This is a genomic window from Arthrobacter zhaoguopingii (assembly GCF_009828595.1).
GTDB lineage: Bacteria > Actinomycetota > Actinomycetes > Actinomycetales > Micrococcaceae > Arthrobacter_D > Arthrobacter_D zhaoguopingii.
The window spans coordinates 168,879-188,524 of sequence record NZ_WPNY01000006.1 but is presented as its reverse complement, the minus strand read 5'-3'; the positions used below and the strand labels follow the sequence as shown (position 1 = coordinate 188,524).

The following is a 19,646-nucleotide window of genomic DNA, read 5'->3' as shown; positions in this document are numbered from 1 at the left end:
AAGCGCAAGACCCCCGCAATTAAAGGCATCAATACTTTCAGACGGTCTTGACTTGTACGTACCACCACAACAGGATGGGATCGACCAAGGAGGTCCAATGCGAAGAAGCATCACCCACCAACGCCGGTGGCCGCTCGTTACAACCCTCGCCGCAGCCCTGCTCGTTCCGCTGGCTTCGGCTCCCGGCAGCGCCCTGGCCGCCCCGGGCGACGCGCCGGCCGGACCGCGTGCCGTCGCCGCCGACGGCACCGTGCAGGCGCTCGACGCCATCAACCCCTCAAGCCGCACCGCCGGCATGTTCGCCCTCTACACCCCGGAGTTCGGGCCCTCGACCAAGACCAACCAGTTCGGCGGCGAGGCGGTCCTGCAGGAGACCGCCACCGCGGGCACCTACAAGGTGCTCGACGTCTGCACCGTCTTCACCAGCTGCGCGAACAAGGGCGACAATGCCATCCCGCGCGACGGCGCCGTCCTCTCCGCCTCACCCGGCGGCACGCCCGACGTGCGCACCTTCCTCCGCGACCACATCCACGTCGGTGAGCTCGTCATCCTCGACGACCTCACCGTGCGCTCCGTGAGCACCACCATCGACGCGACCGACCCCACCGCGGCGAGCCATCCCGGCGGCGTGGACCCCGCCTCTGGTAACTGCTACCCCGGCTGCCGCGGCGCCGAACAGCTGATCGTCTACACCGCTGCCTCCGGCCGTCCCACCACGAAGACCAACGACTACGGCTATGAGGTGACGGTGGTCGACGGCCGCGTCGTCTCCCGCGGCGGCAACAACCGCGAAATCCCCGCCGACGGAATGGTCATCTCCGGCCACGGCGGACGCGGCGCCTGGCTCTCAAGCAACGCCGTCCCCGGCGCGAAGGTCGCCATCGAGGGCTCAACCCTGACGGTCACCATCGATGAGAGCACTTACATGTACGGCGCCGAGCAGGCCCTGACGCGCGCGGGCGACTCCCTCACGGCCGCCGGTCAGAGCTGCCTCACCATCGACAACGAGGGCTCGGCCGCCGCTGCCGCCGAGGCCCGCTCGCTGCTCGAGCAGGCCGCCACGGCCTCCGAGGCGGGCGACGTCGACGCGGCGGTGGCGCTGGCTGAACGGGCCCGCGAGCAGGCCGAACTGGCCTGGTACCGCACCGCCGAATCCCGCCCGGTGGAAGGCCGCGGCATGTGGGTCCGCCCGACGGAAACTACGCCGGCTCAGATCGCGAAGACCCTCGACCAGATCGACGCCGCCGGCGTCAACATGGTCTTCCTTGAGACTGTCTTCCAGGGCTACACCATCTACCCCAGCGCCGTCGCCAAGGACAACGGCATCACGGCGCAGCGCCCGGAGATGGCCGGATTCGACCCGCTCCAGGTCTGGATCGACGAGGCGCACGCCCGGGACATCGAACTCCACCCGTGGGTTCACACCTTCTTCGTCGGCGCGCAGTCAGTGAATGAGAACGGCGGCGCCGGCCCCATCCTCGAGGCGCACCCGGAGTGGGCCGCCGTCGAGCGCGAGGACGTCGGCAAGGCCGGCCCCCAGCCCTCCTCGCAGGAGGAAGGCTACTTCTTCGTTGATCCCGCCATGCCGGAGCCCCGGGCTTACATGTTGTCGATCTACGAGGAGATCCTGACCAAGTACGACGTCGAGGGCCTCCACCTCGACTACATCCGCTACCCGGTCTCGCAGCCGTGGCAGACGGCCTCCTTCTCCTACAGCGACTTCTCCCGCGACGCCTTCGCCGCGGAGTTCGGCAAGGATCCGTACACCCTGACCCCGGCCGATCCGCTGTGGAAGTCGTGGGACGCCTGGCGCGAGGAGAACGTCACGTCGTTCGTCTCCGAGGTCCGGGAACTGCAGCAGAAGCTGGCACCCGAGACGCAGCTGTCCGCGGCGGTCTTCCCCGACCCGGCCGACGGCCTGGCGAAGAAGTTCCAGAACTGGGCCGACTGGGTGGATAAGGGCTACGTCGACGTCCTCACCGGAATGTCCTTCGGCACCTCCGCCGCATCCGTTGCGCGGGACACCGAGCTGATGCGGAAGTCCGTCGGCGACGAGAACCTCCTCTACACCGCCACCTACGGTCCGTTCCGCGGCTCGTCGCCGGATGTGCTGGTGGACCAGACCCAGGCCGTCCGCGACGCACACTCCGACGGCGCGGCGCTTTTCGCCTACAACCAGCTCTCCGCCCCGCAGGCGACGGCGCTGGAAGAGGGAGTGTTCCGGGTCGAGGCAACCACTCCGCACAGTGACCTGATCGCGGCCTCCCGCGAGGCGGGCCGCTGGACCGCGGAGAACGTCGAGAAGGCGACCGGCGCCTGCATCCCGGAGAAGACGGCCACCAAGGTGCAGCGCGAACTGGACCGGGCCGACCGCTTCCTCGAGAAGGGAAAGCCGGCGGAGGCCGTCAAGGTCTACGCCAAGACGGCGTCGCTGATCAGCGGATCCGCCGAGGTACAGCCGGAGTTTGCGGCCCGGATGCTGCGCGACCTCGCTATGTACCAGCGGTGGAGCGGACAGGCCGCCGCGAAATAAGGGGTAACACCCTCTGCAGCACCCCGCCGGTCACGAGTTGACGGCGGAAACCGTAGGAGCGTCCCAGCCAGGGGCGCTCCTGCGGTCGTTCCAGGGCGGTTCACAGCAAGCCCAGCTCCGATCCGCCGCCCGCCGCCGGCGCATGGGCGGTCCCTGGCCCTCCTATCCTGTCCCTTCCGCCGTGCAGGGTCTACCGGAAAACAGCTTTGGAGATCCGGGCGCGGAAAAATTCGCCGTCGTCGCTTCTCCCTGAGGTTCCCTTCCACCAGCCGGCTCGAGGAATTGAAGGAAGAGTGACGCCATCGAACTCTGTCTCCGCTTCGATCGATACGCCGAACGGGTGCCGCCCCGGGGGAGCACCTCCCGGGGTGCCCCACCGCAGCATCGACACCTCGGTCAGCGCCCCGGCCGGATCGACCCGGAGCGTGACGTCCTCGGCTTCGCCGTCGATCACCCTGGTCATCACCGCCGTGTCGGGCGAAAGGCCGGCGCTCCACGCGGCGCTGCGGAACGCGGTCGGGACGAGGACTCCCTCGCTCGCCAGGCGGCCCGCCGCGCTGCGGCTCACGTCGGCGCCGCCCGCCGTCACCACCGGAAGGACTCCGAGCAGCCGCCACCGCATCTGGCCGGCGCCTTTGCTGAAGCGATCGTAGCCTCGAACGGGAAGACCTCCCACGCGTGCTTCCGCGGCCCAGATGAAGCCTTTCTGCGGAGCGAGGATCTGGCGCGCCTGGAAGGGCCGCCAGGAGGGGCCGAGTTTGATCTGCCCGGACATGGTGAGCTCCACCGAGGACCATAACGGGGTGCCCGGCCGGAGCGAGTGCGCGAGCCACCTCTGCGCCGCGGCCGGCAGTCCCGCCGTCAGCCCCGGCTCGTACAGCGGAGGGGACGGCTCTCCCGTGCGGAGCCAGGCCCATTCATCCCGGAGCGCCGCCGGCCTCAAGACCCTCGTCATCCTGTCCCCCTTCCACGGCAGGCTGCGTCGACCCGGCTACTACGGTGCCACCGGCCCGACACCCCGCACAGGGGCAAAGGACCTCCGCTGCGACTCTGCGGGATAGGCTCGTCTGGGCTTCGCGTGGGGTCCCGTACGCAACCAGTTCAAGGGGACGAGTGCACAGCCTGAACTTCACTGCCATCGATTTCGAGACGGCCAACAGCAAACGCGGATCGGTGTGCGCCGTCGGGCTCACCAAGGTGCGGGCCGGAGCCGTCACGGAATCGGAGAGCTGGCTCATCCGGCCGCCGGCGGGAATCGACCACTTCGATGCGCGGAACATCTCGGTTCATGGGGTTCGGCCGCAGGACGTACTCGGCGCGGACTCCTGGGAAACCTCCCTGCAGCGGATCCTCAACTTCGCGGCAGGAGACACCCTTGTCGCACACAACGCCTCGTTCGACCGTTCGGTGTTCCAGAACGCCTGCCTCGAATCCAACCTTGAGGTGCCCGAGGTCGAGTTCCGCTGCTCGCTCGAGCTGGCGCGGCGTCAACTGGACCTCGAGGTGAACCGGCTGCCCCAGGTCGCCGAGGCCCTCGGGTTGAGCAGCTTCCGCCACCACGACGCCGGCAGCGACGCCGAGACGTGCGCGAACGCCGTCCTGGCCATCTCCCGCAGGGACGGGCTCTCCACCCTCGAGCTGCTGTGGCCCGCCAAGGCCCCGAAACCCTCCGGCTCGCACCGCTACCGGAGCGAGCCTGCGCCCGCGGATCTCCCGCAGCCCAATCCGCTGGCGGACCCCTCCCACCCGCTGTTCGGCCAGGTCGTCGTCTTCACCGGGGAGCTCCTCACCCTCGAACGGCCGGAGGCCATGGTGCAGATCGCGCGCCGCGGCGCGGCCAACGCCAGGAATATCACCAAGAAGACAACGATGCTCGTCATCGGGCGGCAGGATCCGCACAGCTTACGCGTGGACATCGGCACGGACAGCGGAAAGGAACGCAAGGCGCTGCAGTACATCGAGGCGGGCCAGGCAATCCAGGCCGTCAGCGAGCATCAGCTGCTGGAGTGGCTGGCACCTGCAGCCGGTGCCGTCGGGAATCCCGTGGAGAGGGCGGGCCGTGCAGCGACCCCGGCCCTCGAGGCGATCCCGGCTCTCGAGGCGCCCGCAGCGCGCCCGGCGGCGATCGAGGCACCTGCGGCAGGCGCCAATGGTGCGCCGTTGGAGCTTGTGGCAGCAGGCATCCTGAAGCTGCTGGGAAGCTTCCGCCGCTCGCGGTAGGCGGCCGTGGGGGTTCCGGAGACGTCTGGGTTCCGGAGACGCCGGTGCCCGCGGGAGCTGCCGGCCCTCGAGGGCCGGCGGGAAGCCCTTAGTGCCGCCGGTCGTAGCGCCGCACCGCTTTCTCCCGTGCGTCGAGCAGCAGGGACCGCGCCTGCTCGGCCGTCGCCTCACCGGGGTTGAGGATGGACACCCACGCCTGCGAACCGTAGACCGGATGAGGCAGGATGCGGTCCACCCCGGTGAAGTCGAATTCGGAAAGATGCTCGGCGTGCTGATCGGCCGGGTGGCCCACCAGGTCCTCGTACATCGACGATCCCACGAAGATGTTGAGCCGAAAGATGCCCGGCCGGTTCAGATCGGAGGCGGTGTCGAAACCCGGGTAGTCGCTGACCACGATCGTCGCGAAGGGGTAGCGCCGGTACGTTGGAGCGCTGTCGTCGGGATCGTAGAAGATGAAGGTGTCGCCCCAGGCGGCCTCCGGCGCGCCGGACTCCTCCGTTGCGGTGTCCACCACGACGCCGGGGAGGTCCGAGACGAAGGCGATGATGTCGTTCTCATCCACTCGTGAATGCTTTCAGAGCCACGCGCCTCAGTAAAGGGTCCCGGTGGGCGGGGGCGGCCCACCGCTGGGCTATGATTTTCCCCATGCAACCGGGTCTCATCTACCTCATTGGTCCATCTGGACACCCCAACTTCGGCGACGAATTCATCACCGCGGCGTGGCTCCGGTACCTCGCCGTTGCCCGCCCGGACGCCCAGGTCTGGCTCGACTGCCCGCAGCCCGGTACGGCCTCGGTCCTCTTCGACGGACTGCACCCGAATCTCCGCATCACCAACACCCTGTGGCGGCTCGTTCACGAAAACGCCGAACGCCCCGTCGAGGAAACCGCCGAGATCGTCACCTCACGCGTTACCCACCTCGGCTCGCCCACCTACGACCTCGGCCTGCTCAAGCTGCGCGAGGCTGAATCCCTCCACCTCCTCGGCGGCGGGTACATCAATGACAACTGGGCGCACCATACCGGCCTGATCCACTCCATGCGCGCCGTCCGGACCCTGACGGGTGCGCGGCTGTACGCGACCGGACAGGGCCTGATGCCGGCGCTCGACCAGGGCATGCCCGCTCCCGAACTGTTCAACGACTTCGACGTCGTCAGCGCCCGTGACGACGCCGGAGCCGAAGCCTACGGGGTGCCCCGCGGGCTCGACGACGCCTTCCTCGGCGTCACCGAGGAGATCGCCCGCTCCGAGTTCTCGGACGCGCTGTATGTGTGCATCCAGAGCGACACTGTCGACGCCGAGCGCTTCGACGTCGCCGTCGACGTCGCACGCGAAGCCGTGGAGGCCGCGCTTGGGCAGCGCCGGAAGGTTTACTACGTCGAGGCGGTGCCCGGCGGGGACCGGGCGGCGTATGAGCGGCTCGCCGACCTGATCCCGGAAGAGCACTTCCTGCCCTTCGTGTACCTCTGGGAGCACGGACTGCCCCTGTCGGCGCACCAGACCTGGGTGACCAGTCGTTTCCACTTCCATCTTCTCGCTGCCGCCTCCGGAGGCAAGGGCATCGCGGTCGGCATGAAGAAGGGCTACTACGACGTCAAGCATGAGTCGGTTGCCGCCCTCGGCAGCGGCTGGGCGCTCGCGCTCGGTGACGACACGCCGTCCATGCCCTCCGAACGCGGGCAGCTGTCGGCGAACCTGCCGGCACTGGTTGCCGCCAAGCGGGCTGAAGCCGAACGGCTCTACCCGGCCGCCACCCCGGCGGCTCCAGTCCCCGCTGCTGCCGCCCGTTTCCTCGGGGGTTCGATCGGCGGGGTCCTGAAAAACAAGCTTGCCCGCTGAAAGACTGAATCCACTCCGTGCCTTCCTCCCTGCCTGAGCTCCTTCAGCTTGCCCAGCCGCTCCTCTTCCTGCTCATAGCGTTCTTCCTTCCCGGCACGCTCGCCCTGCTTCCCCTCCGGGTCGGCTGGCCGGCCGCGGTGGCGCTCGGGCCCGCCGTCACGCTCCTGCTGCTGGGCGTCGGAACCTTCGTCCTCGATGCCCTCGGAATCGGCTGGACGGCGGTTTCGGTCTCCCTGATGCTGCTCCTGCCCGTCGGAGCGGTATGGCTGGCGGGCCGGGGGATCCGGCTCGAGCGGCCTCTCCTGCCCCGGCCGAACGGGGCGGGGACCGAGAATCCATCGCCTGCGACGGCGACGGCGACCGTCAGGATCGCCGTCGGCGCCGGGCTCGCCGCCGCTGCGGCCCTGATCTCTGTGGCGGTGCTGCGCGGGATGGGCAGTTTGTCGACGGCGTCCCAGGGGTGGGATGCGGTGTTTCACGGCAACGCGGTGCGCTGGATCCAGGAATCGGGCCGGGCCACCCCATGGAGCATCAACCCCATCTATGGTGACGGCCCTGCGACGTTCTATCCATCCGGCTGGCACAGCGTTATCGCGCTCTATCCGGGGAACCTCGTGGAGGCCGCCAACGCGTCGGCGTTGGTTATCGGCGGACTGATCTGGCCGATCGGGCTGGCGTTCCTCGCGTCGGTGGTGTTTCCGCGCCATCCCGCGGTCTGGGCGCTCACCCCGGTGCTGGCCGCCTCGTTCGTCAGCTTCCCGTTCGGTCAGCTGCTGCGCAGTGGGCAGTGGCCCAATGGGCTTTCAACCGCCCTCACTCCGGTGGCACTGGCCATGATCCTGCTCCTCCTGAGGCGTCTGAGCCCCGGGCTGAACCCCCGCCCTGTCCGGCCGTTGAAGGATGTCCTCCTTGTCCTGATCCTCACCGGCGCGGTGGCCGGGGGAAGCGTTGTCGCCCACCCCACCGCCGTCTTCGCCCTAGTGGCGGGTGGTCTTCCCTTCCTGCTCGCCTGGGGGGTGCCTCTGTGCGTCCGGGCGTTCCGGCACCGGTGGCGGGCCGCCCTCCTTGGCACGGTCGGCGCCGCCGTCCTGGTGGGGGCGGCGCTCCTGGTGCTGAAGGACTCGCGGTTGCTGGCCGGGGTGATGAACTTTCCCCGGGGTGTGCGCGCCACCCCTCCCGATTCGCTCGCGTTGGCCTTCTTCGACCTGCCGCGCTTTCCGGTGGTCGTGGCTCCCACACCGGAGAACTTCAACCTTCTGGTCGGCCTTCTCGTGATCCTGGGCGCCATCGCGGCCCTGGTGCTGCGGACCGGGTGGCCGCTGGTGGTGTCGTGGCTGATCTTCGTGGGGCTCTACGTGCTGGCGGCGGGCCCGGAAAGCCCCCTGCGGTTCCTCACCGGGGTCTGGTACAAGGACACTCAGCGGATCGCGCCGTTAATCGCCCTGACAGCCAGCATTCTTGCCGCTTTCGGTCTGGCCGTGCTCGTCCGGGCCGCCGCCGGCCTCGTGACGCGTGTCCTGCGGGCAAGGATCGCCGCGCCTGACCGTTTCCGGTCGGCGCTGGCCGCCGGACTGGCCGTCGTGGCCGTGGTGGCGGTCTACCAGGGCTCCGGACACTTCCGCTCTGCGGACCGCGTCGCCGTAGCGGCCCACAACTACATCACCGCGGCGGAGCCGGGCATCTGGCTGCTCTCCTCGGGTGAGCAGGACTTCATCGAACGGGCCGGAGCGCTGCTCCCGGAGGACGCCGTCGTCATCGGTGACCCCTTCAATGGAGAAACCTACTTCTACACCCTCACCGGACGGCACGTGGTGTACTCGAGGCTCGGCTCGCCGGCGCCGACCGAGGCGAAGACCGTGCTGCGCATCGGATTCGACCGCCTGCACGACGACCCGGCGGTCTGCGCGGCCATCGAGGAGGTGGGAGCCACGCACTTCTACCAGGACCAGCCCGCGAGCGTCGACAGGGAGGTCTGGAAGGGCTTCTACGGCGTCGAGACCGCCAAGGGGTTTGAGCCGGTGCTCGTCGAGGGCGGCCGGGGCCTCTACGAAATCACCGTCTGCCGCTGAGCCGTTCAGCCGTCGGCCCAGCCGTTAAGGAACCGCTTAGGCGGTTGCCGCGCCCCCGCCGGTCCCGGAATACTTAAGGGACCGACGCGACCGAGACGCTTTCTGGGTGCGTGAAAGGCGGCGACGAAATGAACAGCAGGGCAGCCCGCGAGTACGAGCGCCGCATGCAGCGTGCCGCCGAGTACCGGGCGGCGCGGGAATCCGGTGATCCGCAGGGGTACCTCGCCCAACTGCGCAAGGAGGAGGCCGAAGCGGCCCAGCGCCGCCCGGTGTCCGACGATGAGGCTCTGGCCAAGCGGGCCCGGCACAAGGACGACGCCGCCCGGGCCGACTACCTCGTGCGCGAGGCGATGGCCCGCGGGGACTGGGACAACCTCAAGTACGCCGGAAAGCCGATCCCCGGACTGGGGGAGGGACACGACCCCGACTGGTGGGTCAAGGGCCTGATCGAGCGGGAAAACCTCACCGGACTGGGGCCGAAGGCCATCCTGTTGCGGACCGAGGACGAAGGCCTGGATAGCCGTCTCGACCACGTCTACACCGAGAAGCAGGTCCGGGACATCGTCGAAGACTTCAACCAGCGGGTCATCGAGGCGCGGCGCCAGCTCCTGGGCGGGCCGCCTGTCATCACCAAGGTGCGCGACGTCGAGGGCGAGGTGGAGCGGTGGCGCCAGCGGCGTACCGCAAAGGCGGCGCAGACCGCCAGGGACGAGGAGGCCACCGCAGAGGAGGCGGAGCGGCGCTCATGGTGGCAGCGGATGTGGAAGGGCACGGGCTGAGCGCGGGGTGCCTCGACCGATGGCGGCCTAGACGGTGCTCAGGAAGTCCTGAAGAATCTGCTGGCCCGTCCTCACGCCGTGCACCGAAACCCGCTCGTTGATCCCGTGCACACCGTCCGAGGTCCTGCCCTCCGGGTCGGCTCCCTGCGGTGAGAAGCCGTAGCAGGCAATGCCCAACGGGGTGAACGCCTTCGCATCGGTTCCACCGCCCATGCACCGCGGCACCACCACGGCGGCCGGGTCGTGCCGCTGCAGGGCCGCCCGCATGGCCTCGAACCAGGGCGAGTCGATCGGCGCCTGCACCGGCGGCTGGTGCGAAATGAACACCCGGGAGACCCGCGGACCCAGCAGGCCGTCAAGCACCGCCAGGGTTTCCTCCTCGGTGCCCGGCAGGCACCGCACGTCCAGTTCGGCATGGGCGATACCCGGAATGACATTGACCTTGTAGCCGGCATTGAGCACCGTGGGCGTCGACGAGCACCGGATGGTGGTCCGCGCGACGCCGCCGAGGTCGCCCATCCGCGCCACCGCCTCCTCGACGCCTTCCTCGGTGGTCAAATCTACCGAATGCCCAAGCGCTGCGTTCGTCTGCTCGAGGTACGCCCTCACGGTCGGCGTCAGCACGAGCGGCCAGGCATGCTCGGTGATCCGGTGCAGCGCCTCCAGCAGGTGGATGACGGCATTGTCGGCGTTCGGCCGCGAACCATGGCCGGACGTGCCCGTCGTCGTGATCCGCATGTGCATGGTGCCGCGCTCGGCGGCCGCCACGGGGTACAACCGCACCTCCTCCCCGGTGTCCGACGTGAGGAAGGTCGGTGCCCCGCCGGATTCCCCGATGGCTGCCTGGACCCCCTCGAACAGTTCCGGGTGTTCGGCCACGAGCCACAGGGCGCCGTAGTCGCCCTTGTCCTCCTCATCGGCGACGAAGGCGACGACGACGTCGCGCTGCGGGCCGGTGCCCTCCTCGGCCCAGGTCAGGAGGGTCGCCAGGGTCATGGCCACCATGTCCTTCATGTCGCTGGCGCCCCGGCCCCAGATGTACCCGTCGCGGATCTCTCCGGCGAACGGATCAACGCTCCACTGCTCCGGCTCGGCCGGAACGACGTCGAGATGGCCGTGGACGAGCAGTCCCGGCAGGGAACGGTCGGCGCCGGGCACGCGCACGACCACGGAGGCCCGCTCCGGGGTTGCCCCGAGGATCTGCGGCACGTAGCCGGCGTCGGTGAGGAGCCGGGCAATGAACTCGGCGGCACCGCGCTCACCTTCGCTCTTGCCCTCGCCGTAGTTGCTCGTGTCGAAGCGGATGAGTGCTGCGCACAACTCGGCCGTATCGATGCTGCCCATCTGTTCCTCCGGTGCTGGGGTGCCAAGGCGTAGAAATCCGCCTCGCCTTTCGACTGTACCGTGTGATCCAACACACCTTGGTAAGTGGTTTGCATCACATCAGCCTCCTGTGTAGCTTACTTACATCGGCCGCACAGCGTGGTGACGGCCGATACCCCAGACGGGTTCTTCTCTCACCGGAATCGGGTCCGCGGCGCTCTGCCCCGGCCACCCTGACCTGCTGGCAGGCTCAAGCGAAAGAGAAACGATGGCATCCAGGTCTCCTCTCCCCACCGACGGGCCGCTGCGCCCCTTCCCCCGAGGCGCCGGGCTCCGCCGCACCGCAGGAGCAGGGCTCCTCGCCGCGGCACTCGCCCTCACGCCCGGCGCACTGGCCCTTCCCGCGGCCACCGCCGGTGAAAAGGCGGAAGACACAACGCTGAAGCTCGCCCTCACCGGCGACATCGACTCCCTCAACCCCTTCACCGCCATCCTGGCGGCCAGCACCAACATCCTGCTGCTGCAGTACGAAGGCCTCGTCACCTACGGCCCGGAAAACAACGAGATCGTGCCGGCCCTGGCCGAGTCCTGGGAGACCTCCGAGGACGGCACCACCTGGACCTACACCATCGGCGAGGACCGCAAGTGGTCCGACGGGGAGCCCGTGACCGCCCAGGACGCCGCGTGGACCTTCAACGCGATCGCCGAGAACGACACCCTCAAGGCGGCCAACGGCACGCTCCTTGAGAACATCGACTCCGTCGAGGCCCCGGACGACCAGACCCTCGTCATCACACTCAACGAGGCGCAGGCACCGAACCCCGGCGCCGACCTCGCGATCGTGCCCGAGCACATCTGGTCCAAGGTCGAGGACCCCTCCACCTTCGAAAACTCCGAGAACGCCGTCGGCAGCGGCCCGTTCACCGTCGAAAGCTACAGCCCGAGCTCAGGCGTGCGCATGAAGGCCAACCCCAACTACTGGCGGGGCAAGGCCAAGGTCGACGCCGTCACCTACGTGCCCTACCGCAACAGCGACGCCGCCGTGCAGGCACTGCTCAACGGCGAACTCGACATCGTCGGTGACCTCACCCCGGCGCAGTACAAGGCCCTCGAATCCGAGGAGAACATCACCGTCAACTCCGGCGCCGGACGGCGCTACCAGGCGCTGAACATCAACTCGGGCACGATCAACTCCGAGGGCAAGCTGATGGGCGACGGCAACCCCGCCCTGCAGGACATCGAACTGCGCAAGGCCATCGCCCACGCCATCGACAGCAAGACCCTGCTGGAGAAGGTCCTCGAAGGCCTCGGCGAACAGGCCACCGGCGAGATCCCCGCCGTGTACCCGCTGTACCACTGGGACACCGACGAGGAACTGCCCTACAGCTACGACCCCGAGGAAGCCAACCGGATCCTCGACGAGGCCGGTTACAAGACGGGCCCGGACGGCATCCGCCTGGACAAGGAGGGCAACCCGCTGAAGTTCCGCCTCGCCGGCAGCAACAGCAAGCCCACCCACGCCCAGATGGCCGACTACGTGGTGCCGTGGCTGAAGGAGATCGGCATCGAAGCCACCACCGAGATCAAGGCCTCCGGCCAGCTGAACGACGACTCGATCCTCGGCAACTACGACATGTACTTCACCGGATGGGGCATCGGGCCCGACCCCGACTTCCAGCTCTCCATCAACCAGTGCTCCTCGCGCCCGAACGCCGACGGCACCGGCGCCACCAACGAATCCAACTGGTGCTCCGAGGAGTTCGACGCCATCTACAAGGAACAGCACACCGAGCTCGACCAGGAACGCCGCAGCGAACTCGTGGTCGAGGCCCAGAAGCTGATCTACGACGCCGCCGTGAACCACGTCCTGTTCTACGCCGACTCCCTCGAGGCCTACCGGTCCGACAAGTTCGAACCGTTCACCACCCAGCCCAAGGAGGGCGGGGTCATCCTGGCCCAGAACGGCCCTTGGGCGTCTACAGCGCGACGCCGGCCGGCGAGCTCGAAGCGGCCGGGGCGACCAGCGAGGCCAACCCCGCAGCGGTCATCGTCCCCGTCGTCGGAGTGCTCGTCGTCGGTGGGCTCGCGGCGTTCTTCCTGGCCAAGCGCCGCCGCGCCACCGCGGACGACCGGCAGTAACCGATGTCCAACGCGCTGAGTGCCGGCGACCTCGTCCCGGGGGAGCCGGCACTGGATGAACCACCCCGGGCGTCGTCATGGCTGCGCTACGCCGCCCTGAAGGCCGGCGGCGCCGTGGTCTCCCTGATCATGGTCGTGCTGCTCGGGTTCTTCGCCTTCCGCATCCTGCCCGGCGACCCCGTCCGCTCCCTGGCGGAAGGGCGCCGGGTCAGCGCCGAACAGATGGAACTGCTGCGTGAGCAACTCGGGTTCAACGACCCGCTGCTCACGCAGTTCCTGCGCTACCTCGCCGACCTCGCGCAGGGCCGGCTCGGCTACTCCTACACCTACAGCGAGCCGGTCCTGAACCTGATCCTTGACCGGCTCGGCCCGACCCTCCTGCTCACCGGCACCGCAGCGCTCATCTCGGTGGTCCTGGGACTGTGGCTGGGGCAGCGGGCGGCCTGGCGCCGCGGCAGCCTCTTCGACAAGACCCAGACCGGCCTGGCGCTGGTGTTCTGGTCGGTGCCCACCTTCTGGCTCGGCCTGATCCTGCTGCTGGTCTTCGGCGGCGGCCTCCACTGGTTCCCCACCGGCGGGCTGGTCACGGCCGGCACCACCGCCACCGGGTTCCCGCTGCTCTGGGACATCGCCCGGCACATGGTCCTGCCGGTGGTCACCATGGTCGCCGTGGTCTACGCCCAGTACCTGATGGTCATGCGCGCCTCCCTGCTCGAGGAGATGACCTCGGACTACCTCCAGACCGCCCGCGCCAAGGGCCTGCGGGAGGATCTGGTGCGCCGCCGCCACGCGGTGCCCAACGCGCTGCTGCCCACCGTGACCCTGATCTTCCTCACCCTCGGCGGGCTCGTCGGGGGAGCGGTGACCGTCGAAACGGTGTTTTCCTGGCCGGGCCTCGGGCTGCTGACCTTCCAGGCCCTCTCCGCGCCGGACTTCCCGCTGCTGCAGGGCACCTTCGTCGTCTTCTCCTCGATTGTGATCGTCATGAACTTCCTCGCCGACCTGCTCTACCGCTTCCTCGACCCCAGGCTGCGTGCAGCATGAGCACATCAACCGGCTCCGCGGGCACCCGCCGTGTCAACGTCGCGGCGGCGCGGCGCCGCCAGGGGCTGGCCGACGGCTGGAAGGAGTTCGCCAGCAACCGGGCCGGCCTGGCCGGGCTGATCATCCTGCTGGCAGTCATCGCGCTGGCCGCCGTCATCCCGCTGTTCGCCCCCGCGAGCGTCCTCGACGTCACCCAGGTCACCGCCGGACGCAACGAACCGCCAAGCCTCGCGAACCCGCTGGGCACCGACCCCGCCGGGCGGTCGGTGCTCGCCCTGCTGATCTGGGGCGCCCGGATCTCCCTGGTGGTCGGCTTCGCCGCCACCCTGGTCTCCATGGGCATCGGCACGGTGATGGGCATGGCCGCCGGCCACTTCACGGGCGCCACCCAGGCGGTCCTGATGCGGCTGATCGACTTCTTCCTCGTGGTGCCCGGACTGGTGCTGGCCATCGTGCTCTCAAGCATCATCGGGCCCGGCGTCGCCACCATCGTCGTCGCCATCGGCGTGACGTCCTGGGCCGGCACCGCCCGGCTGGTCCGCTCCCAGACCCTCACCGTCGAGGCCCGCCCCTACATCGAACGGGCCTGGGCGCTGGGCGCCTCGGACGCGCACGTCATCGGCCGGCACGTCCTTCCCGCCGTCATGCCGCTCGTGCTGGCCAACACCACGCTCACCGTCGGCTCCGCCATCATCGCCGAGTCGACGCTGGCCTTCCTCGGCCTCGGCGATCCCAGCAGCGTTTCCTGGGGCGGCATGCTCAAGTCCGCCCTCGACACCGGCGCCGCCACCGGCGGCTACTGGTGGTACGTGCTGCCGCCGGGCCTCGCCATCGTTCTCGTGGTGCTGTCCTTCACCCTCGTCGGGCGCGCCCTCGAATCCGTCATCAACCCCACACTGCGAGGACGCTAATGGCCCGCCTGCAACTGAAGGACCTGCGCATCACCTACACGACGCAGACCGAGGGTGGGCGCGGCACCGTGACCGCCGTCGACGGCGTCAACCTCACCGTCGAGCCCGGCGCCACCGTCGGCATCGCGGGGGAGTCAGGCTGCGGCAAGTCGACCCTCGCCGTGTCGGTGCTGCGCCTGCTGCCCGCCAACGCCACCATCGAGGGCTCGATCCTCCTGGGCGAGGACGACATCTCCACGCTCAGCTGGGGCCGGCTCCGCTCGGTGCGCTGGACCGAGGCCGCCATCGTCTTCCAGGGCGCCATGCACTCCCTGAACCCGGTGCGGAAGGTCCGCGACCAGATCGCCGAGGCCCTGCAGATCCACGCCACCGGCGACGGCGCAAAGTATCGGAACGAAGCGGCGCGCACCGCCCGCGTCAACGAACTCCTCGAACAGGTCGGGCTGCCGGTAGCCAAGGGGCTGTCCTACCCGCACGAACTCTCGGGCGGGCAGAAGCAGCGCATCATGATGGCCATGGCCCTGGCGTGCGAACCGGAGGTGCTGATCGCCGATGAGCCGACGACGGCCCTCGACGTCGTGGTGCAGGCGCAGGTCCTCGACCTGCTCACCTCCCTGGTCCGCGACCGCGGCCTGTCACTGATCATGATCAGCCACGACCTCTCCGTGCTCGCCGCCACCTGTGAACGCATCGTGGTGATGCAGGCCGGCCGGATCGTCGAGGACGGCCCGTCCGCGGAGGTGATGCGCAATCCGCAGCACCCGCACACCGCCGCCCTGGCCTCGGCGTTCCCCATCATCGGCGACCCTGCCTCCCGGCTCCGGCTGCCCACCTACGCCGCGCCGAACGCGCCCACGGCGCACGACGCCGACCGGCACAACGACGGCGCCCGGTCCGACGGCGCCTCAGCCCGCACGGGCTCCGGCCGCCGTGCCGCCGCGCCGATGGCGGATCCCTCCGCTCCCAGGGCGGGTTCCCCGGTGCCGGTTCTGCCAGTTCCTGCAGCCGGAGCGGTAACCGGTCCAACGCCGGTGCTTGAGGCCCGCAACCTCTCGGTGCGGTTCGGCCGCAGTGCCACCAACGCCGTCGACTCGGTGAACCTCACCTGCAACGCCGGGGAGATCGTCGCTCTGGTGGGCCAGTCCGGCTCCGGCAAGACCACCCTGGCCCGGACCCTGCTCGGGCTGCAGAAGCCCACGGCCGGCGAGGTGCTCTTCCGCGGCGAACCGCTGGTGCACCGGCGCAAAGCGCTCAAGGCGTACCGCCGGGCGGTCCAGTTCGTGCTGCAGGATCCCACCGCCGCCCTCAACCCGAAGCATTCGGTGTACGAGGCGGTGGCGGAGGGCCCGCGCCTCCATCACCTCGACGGCGACGAACGCGAGCTCGTCGCCGCGGCGCTGGCCAAGGCCGAACTGAACCCGCCGCAGAAGTACTTCACCGCCATCCCGCAGGAGCTCTCCGGCGGCCAGCGGCAGCGCGTCGTCATCGCCGGGGCCCTCGCCCTCGACCCGGAGTTCCTCGTCGCCGACGAACCCGTCGCGAGCCTTGACGCGTCGGTGCGCGCCGGGGTCCTGGCCCTGTTCCTGCGGCTTCGATGCGAACTCGGCCTCGGCGCCCTGGTGATCACCCACGACCTCGGGCTGGCGTGGAACATCGCCGACCGGGTGGTGGTGATGTACGAAGGGCGGATCGTCGAGGAAGGGCGCGTCGAGGACGTGCTGCTCAACCCGCAGCACGAGTACACCCGCAAGCTCCTGAGCGTCGTTCCGACCAGCACGGGCACCCCCGGGCTGTCGGTGCAGCCCGAGGCCGCCCGGTGACCGGCGGTCCGGCCGCCCCGCAGGGGCCGCGGCCCGAACTGCGTCCGCTGCAGGCGGGGGACCGGGTGGGACTGGTCTCGCCGTCGGGCCCCGCGGACGCCGGGAAGATCGACAGGGCGATCCGGCTGCTCGAGGAGTGGGGGCTCGAACCGGTGCTCGGCCGGCACGCCCGCGACGTGCACCCGCGCGCGCCCTACCTCGCCGGCTCCGACGCCGACCGCGCCGCCGACCTCCAGGACCTGGTCTGCGACGACAGCATCGCCGCGGTGGTCTGCCTGCGCGGCGGCTACGGCGCCGTCCGGCTCCTGGACCTGCTCGACGCCGGGAAGCTCCGCTCCGCCCGGCCCAAAGCGCTGATCGGGTCCTCCGACATCACCGCCCTGCACGAGTACTGGGCCGACCACCTCGGCCTGGCCACCTGGTTCACCCCGATGCCGGCCACGGATGCCCTGCTGGAGGATCCCGCCGCCCGCGACGGGATGCGCGAGGCCCTGTTCACCCCGTACACGGGCCGGACCATGACCGGTTCCGCGGCCCACACCCTCGTTCCGGGCACAGCCACAGGGACCCTCACCGGCGGCAACCTCAGCCTGCTCGCCATGACCCTGGGCGCCCGCGGCCGGTCCGCACCTTCGAACGAGGGCCGCATCGGGCTGCTCGAAGATGTCAGCGAGGACATCTACAAGCTCGACGGGCTCCTGACCTCCCTCCTGCGTGCGGGCTGGTTCGACGGACTGGCGGGGCTCGCGCTGGGCTCGTGGAGCCAGTGCGGTGAACCGCACGAAGTGAGGGCGCTCGTTGAGGAACTCCTTGTTCCCCTCGGCATCCCGCTCGTCGAGGAACTCGGCTTCGGGCACGGCCCGGCCGCCCTCAGCGTTCCCCTCGGTGTGCCCGCCACCCTCACCGCCGACGAAAGCCCACGCCTTGTCCTCTCCTGAGACCCCCTTCCCCTCCCAGCCGCAGGCCAAAGACTCCCTCGATGAGGAGCTCCAACGGATCCTCACCGAGGAGGTCGGCGCCGGTGCGGCGCCGTCGGCGGTCGCCGCCGTCGACGTCGGGGGCCGCACCAGCGGTCCGATCGCCGTCGGCAGCGCCGTCGCGTTCGGTGACGGCGGCGCCGCCCTCGCACCCGCGGACCGCGTGCCGGCGCGGCCGGAGACCGTCTACGACCTCGCCTCGGTGACCAAGATCGTCAGCACCGTGGCAGCACTGGCCCTCGTGGCAGACGGGGTGCTCGACCTCGACGAGCCGGTCGGCCGCCACCTGCCGACCTTCCGGTACGGCGACCGCGCTTCGATCACCCTGCGCCATCTGCTCACCCATACCTCTGGGCTGCCCGGCACCTGGGAGGGATGGCGCACGCTCCCGGCCGGAACCGACCGGGCCGGCCGGCTCGAAGACCTGCTCTCGCGCCCCCTGGCCACCGCGCCGGGCACTGAGTTCACCTACTCCTGCGTCGGATTCAACACCGCGATGGCCCTCGCAGAAACCGCCTCCGGGCGGGAATGGGCGGAGCTCGTGGAGGAGAAGGTGCTCGCCCCGCTGCGGCACCTCGATCCCCGGACGGCCGCGCTGACCTACCGGCCCCGGCCCGAAGATACCGCGGCGACCGAGTACCAGCCGGATACCGGCAGGGGAATGGTGCGGGGAGAGGTTCACGACGAAAGCGCCTGGTTCCTCGGCGGGGCCGTGGCCAACGCGGGCCTCTTCGGGACCGCCGAAGCGGTGCTGGGGCTCGGGAACGTGCTCCGCGACCGGCCGGAAGCGCTGCTTCCGCCGGAGCTGGCCGACGGGCTGTGGACCGACCAGATGCCCCGCATGCTGGGCGCGCAGCGCGCCGCCGACCCCGAGATCGGCTGGCACGCCCTCGGCCTGCGCATCGGGCAGCCCGACTGGATGGGCACCGCCGGCGGACGGGCCCGCGGGCACAACGGCTTCACCGGCACGTCGCTGATAATGGACCGGACCCGCGCCGTGACGGTGGTGCTGCTGACCAACCGCGTGCATCCGCACCGGCTCCACAACGCCATGGGCCCGTTCCGCGTCCGCGTCGCCGACGCGGCCTACTCCCGCGCCGCCCGGGAAGTGACGGCATGAGCATCGTCTCGGATTACAGCGACGGCGTCCCCTCCATCTCCTACTGCCTGACCACCTTCGACGGGGAGGTCATCGCCGAAAGCGGTGCCGACACCCCCGTCTACGCTGCGAGCACAATCAAGCTGGCGGTGCTCATCGCCGCCCTGCGTGCCGTGGACGACGGGAAGCTGCGGCTCAGCCAGCAGCTTTCCTCACGGCTGACCTTTCGCTCCTCCGCGCCAGGCGGCGGCACCTTCAGCTTCGAGACCGACCCCGACGAAACCGACGACGGCATGCCTCCCGCCGGCCGGCCCGTCTCGCTGCGCGAGGTGCTGCGCCGGATGATCGTCGTCTCGTCCAACGAAGCGACCAATATGGTCGTTGAACTGGTCGGCCTCGACGCCGTCCGGGCAGCGCTCGCGGTATGCGGGGCGTCGTCGTCGAAGATGGAGCGGCTGTTCGGTGACCTCGAGGGGCTGGCGGCGGGGCTGACGCAGCAGACGACCGCCCGGGACCTGACGGCCATCATGAGTGCCATCGTCACGGGCCGAGCCGCGGGCCGGTCGAGCACGCGGTTCATGGTCGAACTGCTGCGGGCGCAGGAGTACAGCCTGATCGGGCCGGCGCTTCCCGCAGAGGCGCGGTGGGGTTCGAAGTCCGGGTGGGTCACCGGAATCCGCCACGATGTCGCCTTCGTGCAGCCCTACGGCGGGACGGACCCGATGGGCGGCTTCATCCTCGCCGTCTGCACCCGCGCGTACGGCGAGGCTGAGGCGACGACAGCGATCGGCGCGCTGTCCCGGCTGGCCTGGGACCTGTCCCGCACGCGCCCCGGAGGACTCCACTACGTGCTTGAGGGCCCCGTCGAGGAGTGGGCGACCGGCTGAGGTGGA

The 19,646-nt window shown here is 69.7% G+C and carries 15 protein-coding genes; 12 read left to right on the top strand and 3 right to left on the bottom strand.

All coding sequences use genetic code 11. The annotated features are described in order from the left end of the window. Positions 1 to 97 precede the first annotated feature (97 nt). Positions 98 to 2,533 carry a glycoside hydrolase family 10-like protein gene (locus GVV86_RS10300; protein WP_159802726.1) on the top strand — a complete coding sequence of 812 codons (2,436 nt, stop codon included), beginning with the start codon at positions 98 to 100 and terminating at the stop codon, positions 2,531 to 2,533. Between the two features lie 190 nt (positions 2,534 to 2,723). Here GVV86_RS10300 and GVV86_RS10295 read toward each other — a convergent pair whose 3' ends face one another. Further along, positions 2,724 to 3,488 carry a DUF6544 family protein gene (locus GVV86_RS10295; RefSeq protein WP_201291423.1) on the bottom strand — a complete coding sequence of 255 codons (765 nt, stop codon included), beginning with the start codon at positions 3,486 to 3,488 and terminating at the stop codon, positions 2,724 to 2,726. Positions 3,489 to 3,646: 158 nt separating this feature from the next. On the opposite strand from GVV86_RS10295, the gene GVV86_RS10290 reads away from it, so the two are divergent. Beyond that, positions 3,647 to 4,753, top strand: a complete 1,107-nt coding sequence (locus GVV86_RS10290; RefSeq protein ID WP_159802725.1) for an exonuclease domain-containing protein — start codon at positions 3,647 to 3,649, stop codon at positions 4,751 to 4,753. An 88-nt stretch (positions 4,754 to 4,841) separates the two neighbouring features. On the opposite strand, the gene GVV86_RS10285 is transcribed toward GVV86_RS10290, so the two are convergent. After that, on the bottom strand, positions 4,842 to 5,315 hold the full coding sequence (locus GVV86_RS10285; protein WP_159802724.1) for a DUF6194 family protein: 474 nt from the start codon (positions 5,313 to 5,315) through the stop codon (positions 4,842 to 4,844). A gap of 83 nt (positions 5,316 to 5,398) precedes the next feature. Here GVV86_RS10285 and GVV86_RS10280 point away from each other — a divergent pair, with 83 nt between their 5' ends. The 3 genes from GVV86_RS10280 to GVV86_RS10270 all read left to right on the top strand — a co-directional run bounded on the left by GVV86_RS10280 (position 5,399) and on the right by GVV86_RS10270 (position 9,440). Next, positions 5,399 to 6,592 (top strand): polysaccharide pyruvyl transferase family protein, encoded by a 1,194-nt coding sequence (locus GVV86_RS10280; protein ID WP_159802723.1) that lies wholly within the window; start codon positions 5,399 to 5,401, stop codon positions 6,590 to 6,592. A 17-nt stretch (positions 6,593 to 6,609) separates the two neighbouring features. After that, positions 6,610 to 8,661, top strand: a complete 2,052-nt coding sequence (locus tag GVV86_RS10275) for a DUF6541 family protein (protein WP_159802722.1) — start codon at positions 6,610 to 6,612, stop codon at positions 8,659 to 8,661. A gap of 128 nt (positions 8,662 to 8,789) precedes the next feature. Beyond that, on the top strand, positions 8,790 to 9,440 hold the full coding sequence (locus GVV86_RS10270; RefSeq protein ID WP_159615389.1) for a DnaJ family domain-containing protein: 651 nt from the start codon (positions 8,790 to 8,792) through the stop codon (positions 9,438 to 9,440). 27 nt (positions 9,441 to 9,467) lie between these two features. On the opposite strand, the gene GVV86_RS10265 is transcribed toward GVV86_RS10270, so the two are convergent. Then, positions 9,468 to 10,784 (bottom strand): M20/M25/M40 family metallo-hydrolase, encoded by a 1,317-nt coding sequence (locus GVV86_RS10265; protein WP_159802721.1) that lies wholly within the window; start codon positions 10,782 to 10,784, stop codon positions 9,468 to 9,470. A 247-nt stretch (positions 10,785 to 11,031) separates the two neighbouring features. Between GVV86_RS10265 and GVV86_RS10260 the strand changes: the two genes are divergently transcribed. The 7 genes from GVV86_RS10260 to GVV86_RS10230 are packed head-to-tail and all read left to right on the top strand — an operon-like array spanning position 11,032 to position 19,640. Continuing rightward, a complete protein-coding gene (locus tag GVV86_RS10260; protein ID WP_159802720.1) occupies positions 11,032 to 12,921 on the top strand; it encodes an ABC transporter substrate-binding protein in 1,890 nt (629 codons plus the stop codon). Beyond that, the gene (locus tag GVV86_RS10255) at positions 12,906 to 13,946 is read left to right on the top strand and encodes an ABC transporter permease (protein ID WP_159615395.1); all 1,041 of its coding nucleotides are present in this window, start codon (positions 12,906 to 12,908) and stop codon (positions 13,944 to 13,946) included. Before GVV86_RS10260 ends, GVV86_RS10255 begins: the two co-directional genes overlap by 16 nt. Continuing rightward, complete coding sequence (locus GVV86_RS10250; protein ID WP_159802719.1) at positions 13,943 to 14,857, top strand: ABC transporter permease; 915 nt, start codon at positions 13,943 to 13,945, stop codon at positions 14,855 to 14,857. Before GVV86_RS10255 ends, GVV86_RS10250 begins: the two co-directional genes overlap by 4 nt. Continuing rightward, positions 14,857 to 16,677 carry a dipeptide ABC transporter ATP-binding protein gene (locus GVV86_RS18675; protein WP_159615399.1) on the top strand — a complete coding sequence of 607 codons (1,821 nt, stop codon included), beginning with the start codon at positions 14,857 to 14,859 and terminating at the stop codon, positions 16,675 to 16,677. The genes GVV86_RS10250 and GVV86_RS18675 overlap by 1 nt, the downstream gene beginning before the upstream one ends. After that, complete coding sequence (locus tag GVV86_RS10240; RefSeq protein ID WP_159802718.1) at positions 16,674 to 17,615, top strand: S66 peptidase family protein; 942 nt, start codon at positions 16,674 to 16,676, stop codon at positions 17,613 to 17,615. Before GVV86_RS18675 ends, GVV86_RS10240 begins: the two co-directional genes overlap by 4 nt. After that, positions 17,602 to 18,774, top strand: a complete 1,173-nt coding sequence (locus GVV86_RS10235; protein WP_159802717.1) for a serine hydrolase domain-containing protein — start codon at positions 17,602 to 17,604, stop codon at positions 18,772 to 18,774. The genes GVV86_RS10240 and GVV86_RS10235 overlap by 14 nt, the downstream gene beginning before the upstream one ends. Next, complete coding sequence (locus GVV86_RS10230) at positions 18,771 to 19,640, top strand: serine hydrolase (protein ID WP_159802716.1); 870 nt, start codon at positions 18,771 to 18,773, stop codon at positions 19,638 to 19,640. The genes GVV86_RS10235 and GVV86_RS10230 overlap by 4 nt, the downstream gene beginning before the upstream one ends. The last annotated feature ends 6 nt before the right edge of the window (positions 19,641 to 19,646 follow it).

Coding starts and splice junctions, on each gene's coding strand:
- GVV86_RS10300 (WP_159802726.1), top strand. CDS start 98: ATGCGAAGAAGCATCACCCACCAACGCCGGTGGCCGCTCGTTACAACC.
- GVV86_RS10295 (WP_201291423.1), bottom strand. CDS start 3,488: ATGACGAGGGTCTTGAGGCCGGCGGCGCTCCGGGATGAATGGGCCTGG.
- GVV86_RS10280 (WP_159802723.1), top strand. CDS start 5,399: ATGCAACCGGGTCTCATCTACCTCATTGGTCCATCTGGACACCCCAAC.
- GVV86_RS10270 (WP_159615389.1), top strand. CDS start 8,790: ATGAACAGCAGGGCAGCCCGCGAGTACGAGCGCCGCATGCAGCGTGCC.
- GVV86_RS10265 (WP_159802721.1), bottom strand. CDS start 10,784: ATGGGCAGCATCGATACGGCCGAGTTGTGCGCAGCACTCATCCGCTTC.
- GVV86_RS10260 (WP_159802720.1), top strand. CDS start 11,032: ATGGCATCCAGGTCTCCTCTCCCCACCGACGGGCCGCTGCGCCCCTTC.
- GVV86_RS10255 (WP_159615395.1), top strand. CDS start 12,906: ATGTCCAACGCGCTGAGTGCCGGCGACCTCGTCCCGGGGGAGCCGGCA.
- GVV86_RS10250 (WP_159802719.1), top strand. CDS start 13,943: ATGAGCACATCAACCGGCTCCGCGGGCACCCGCCGTGTCAACGTCGCG.
- GVV86_RS18675 (WP_159615399.1), top strand. CDS start 14,857: ATGGCCCGCCTGCAACTGAAGGACCTGCGCATCACCTACACGACGCAG.
- GVV86_RS10230 (WP_159802716.1), top strand. CDS start 18,771: ATGAGCATCGTCTCGGATTACAGCGACGGCGTCCCCTCCATCTCCTAC.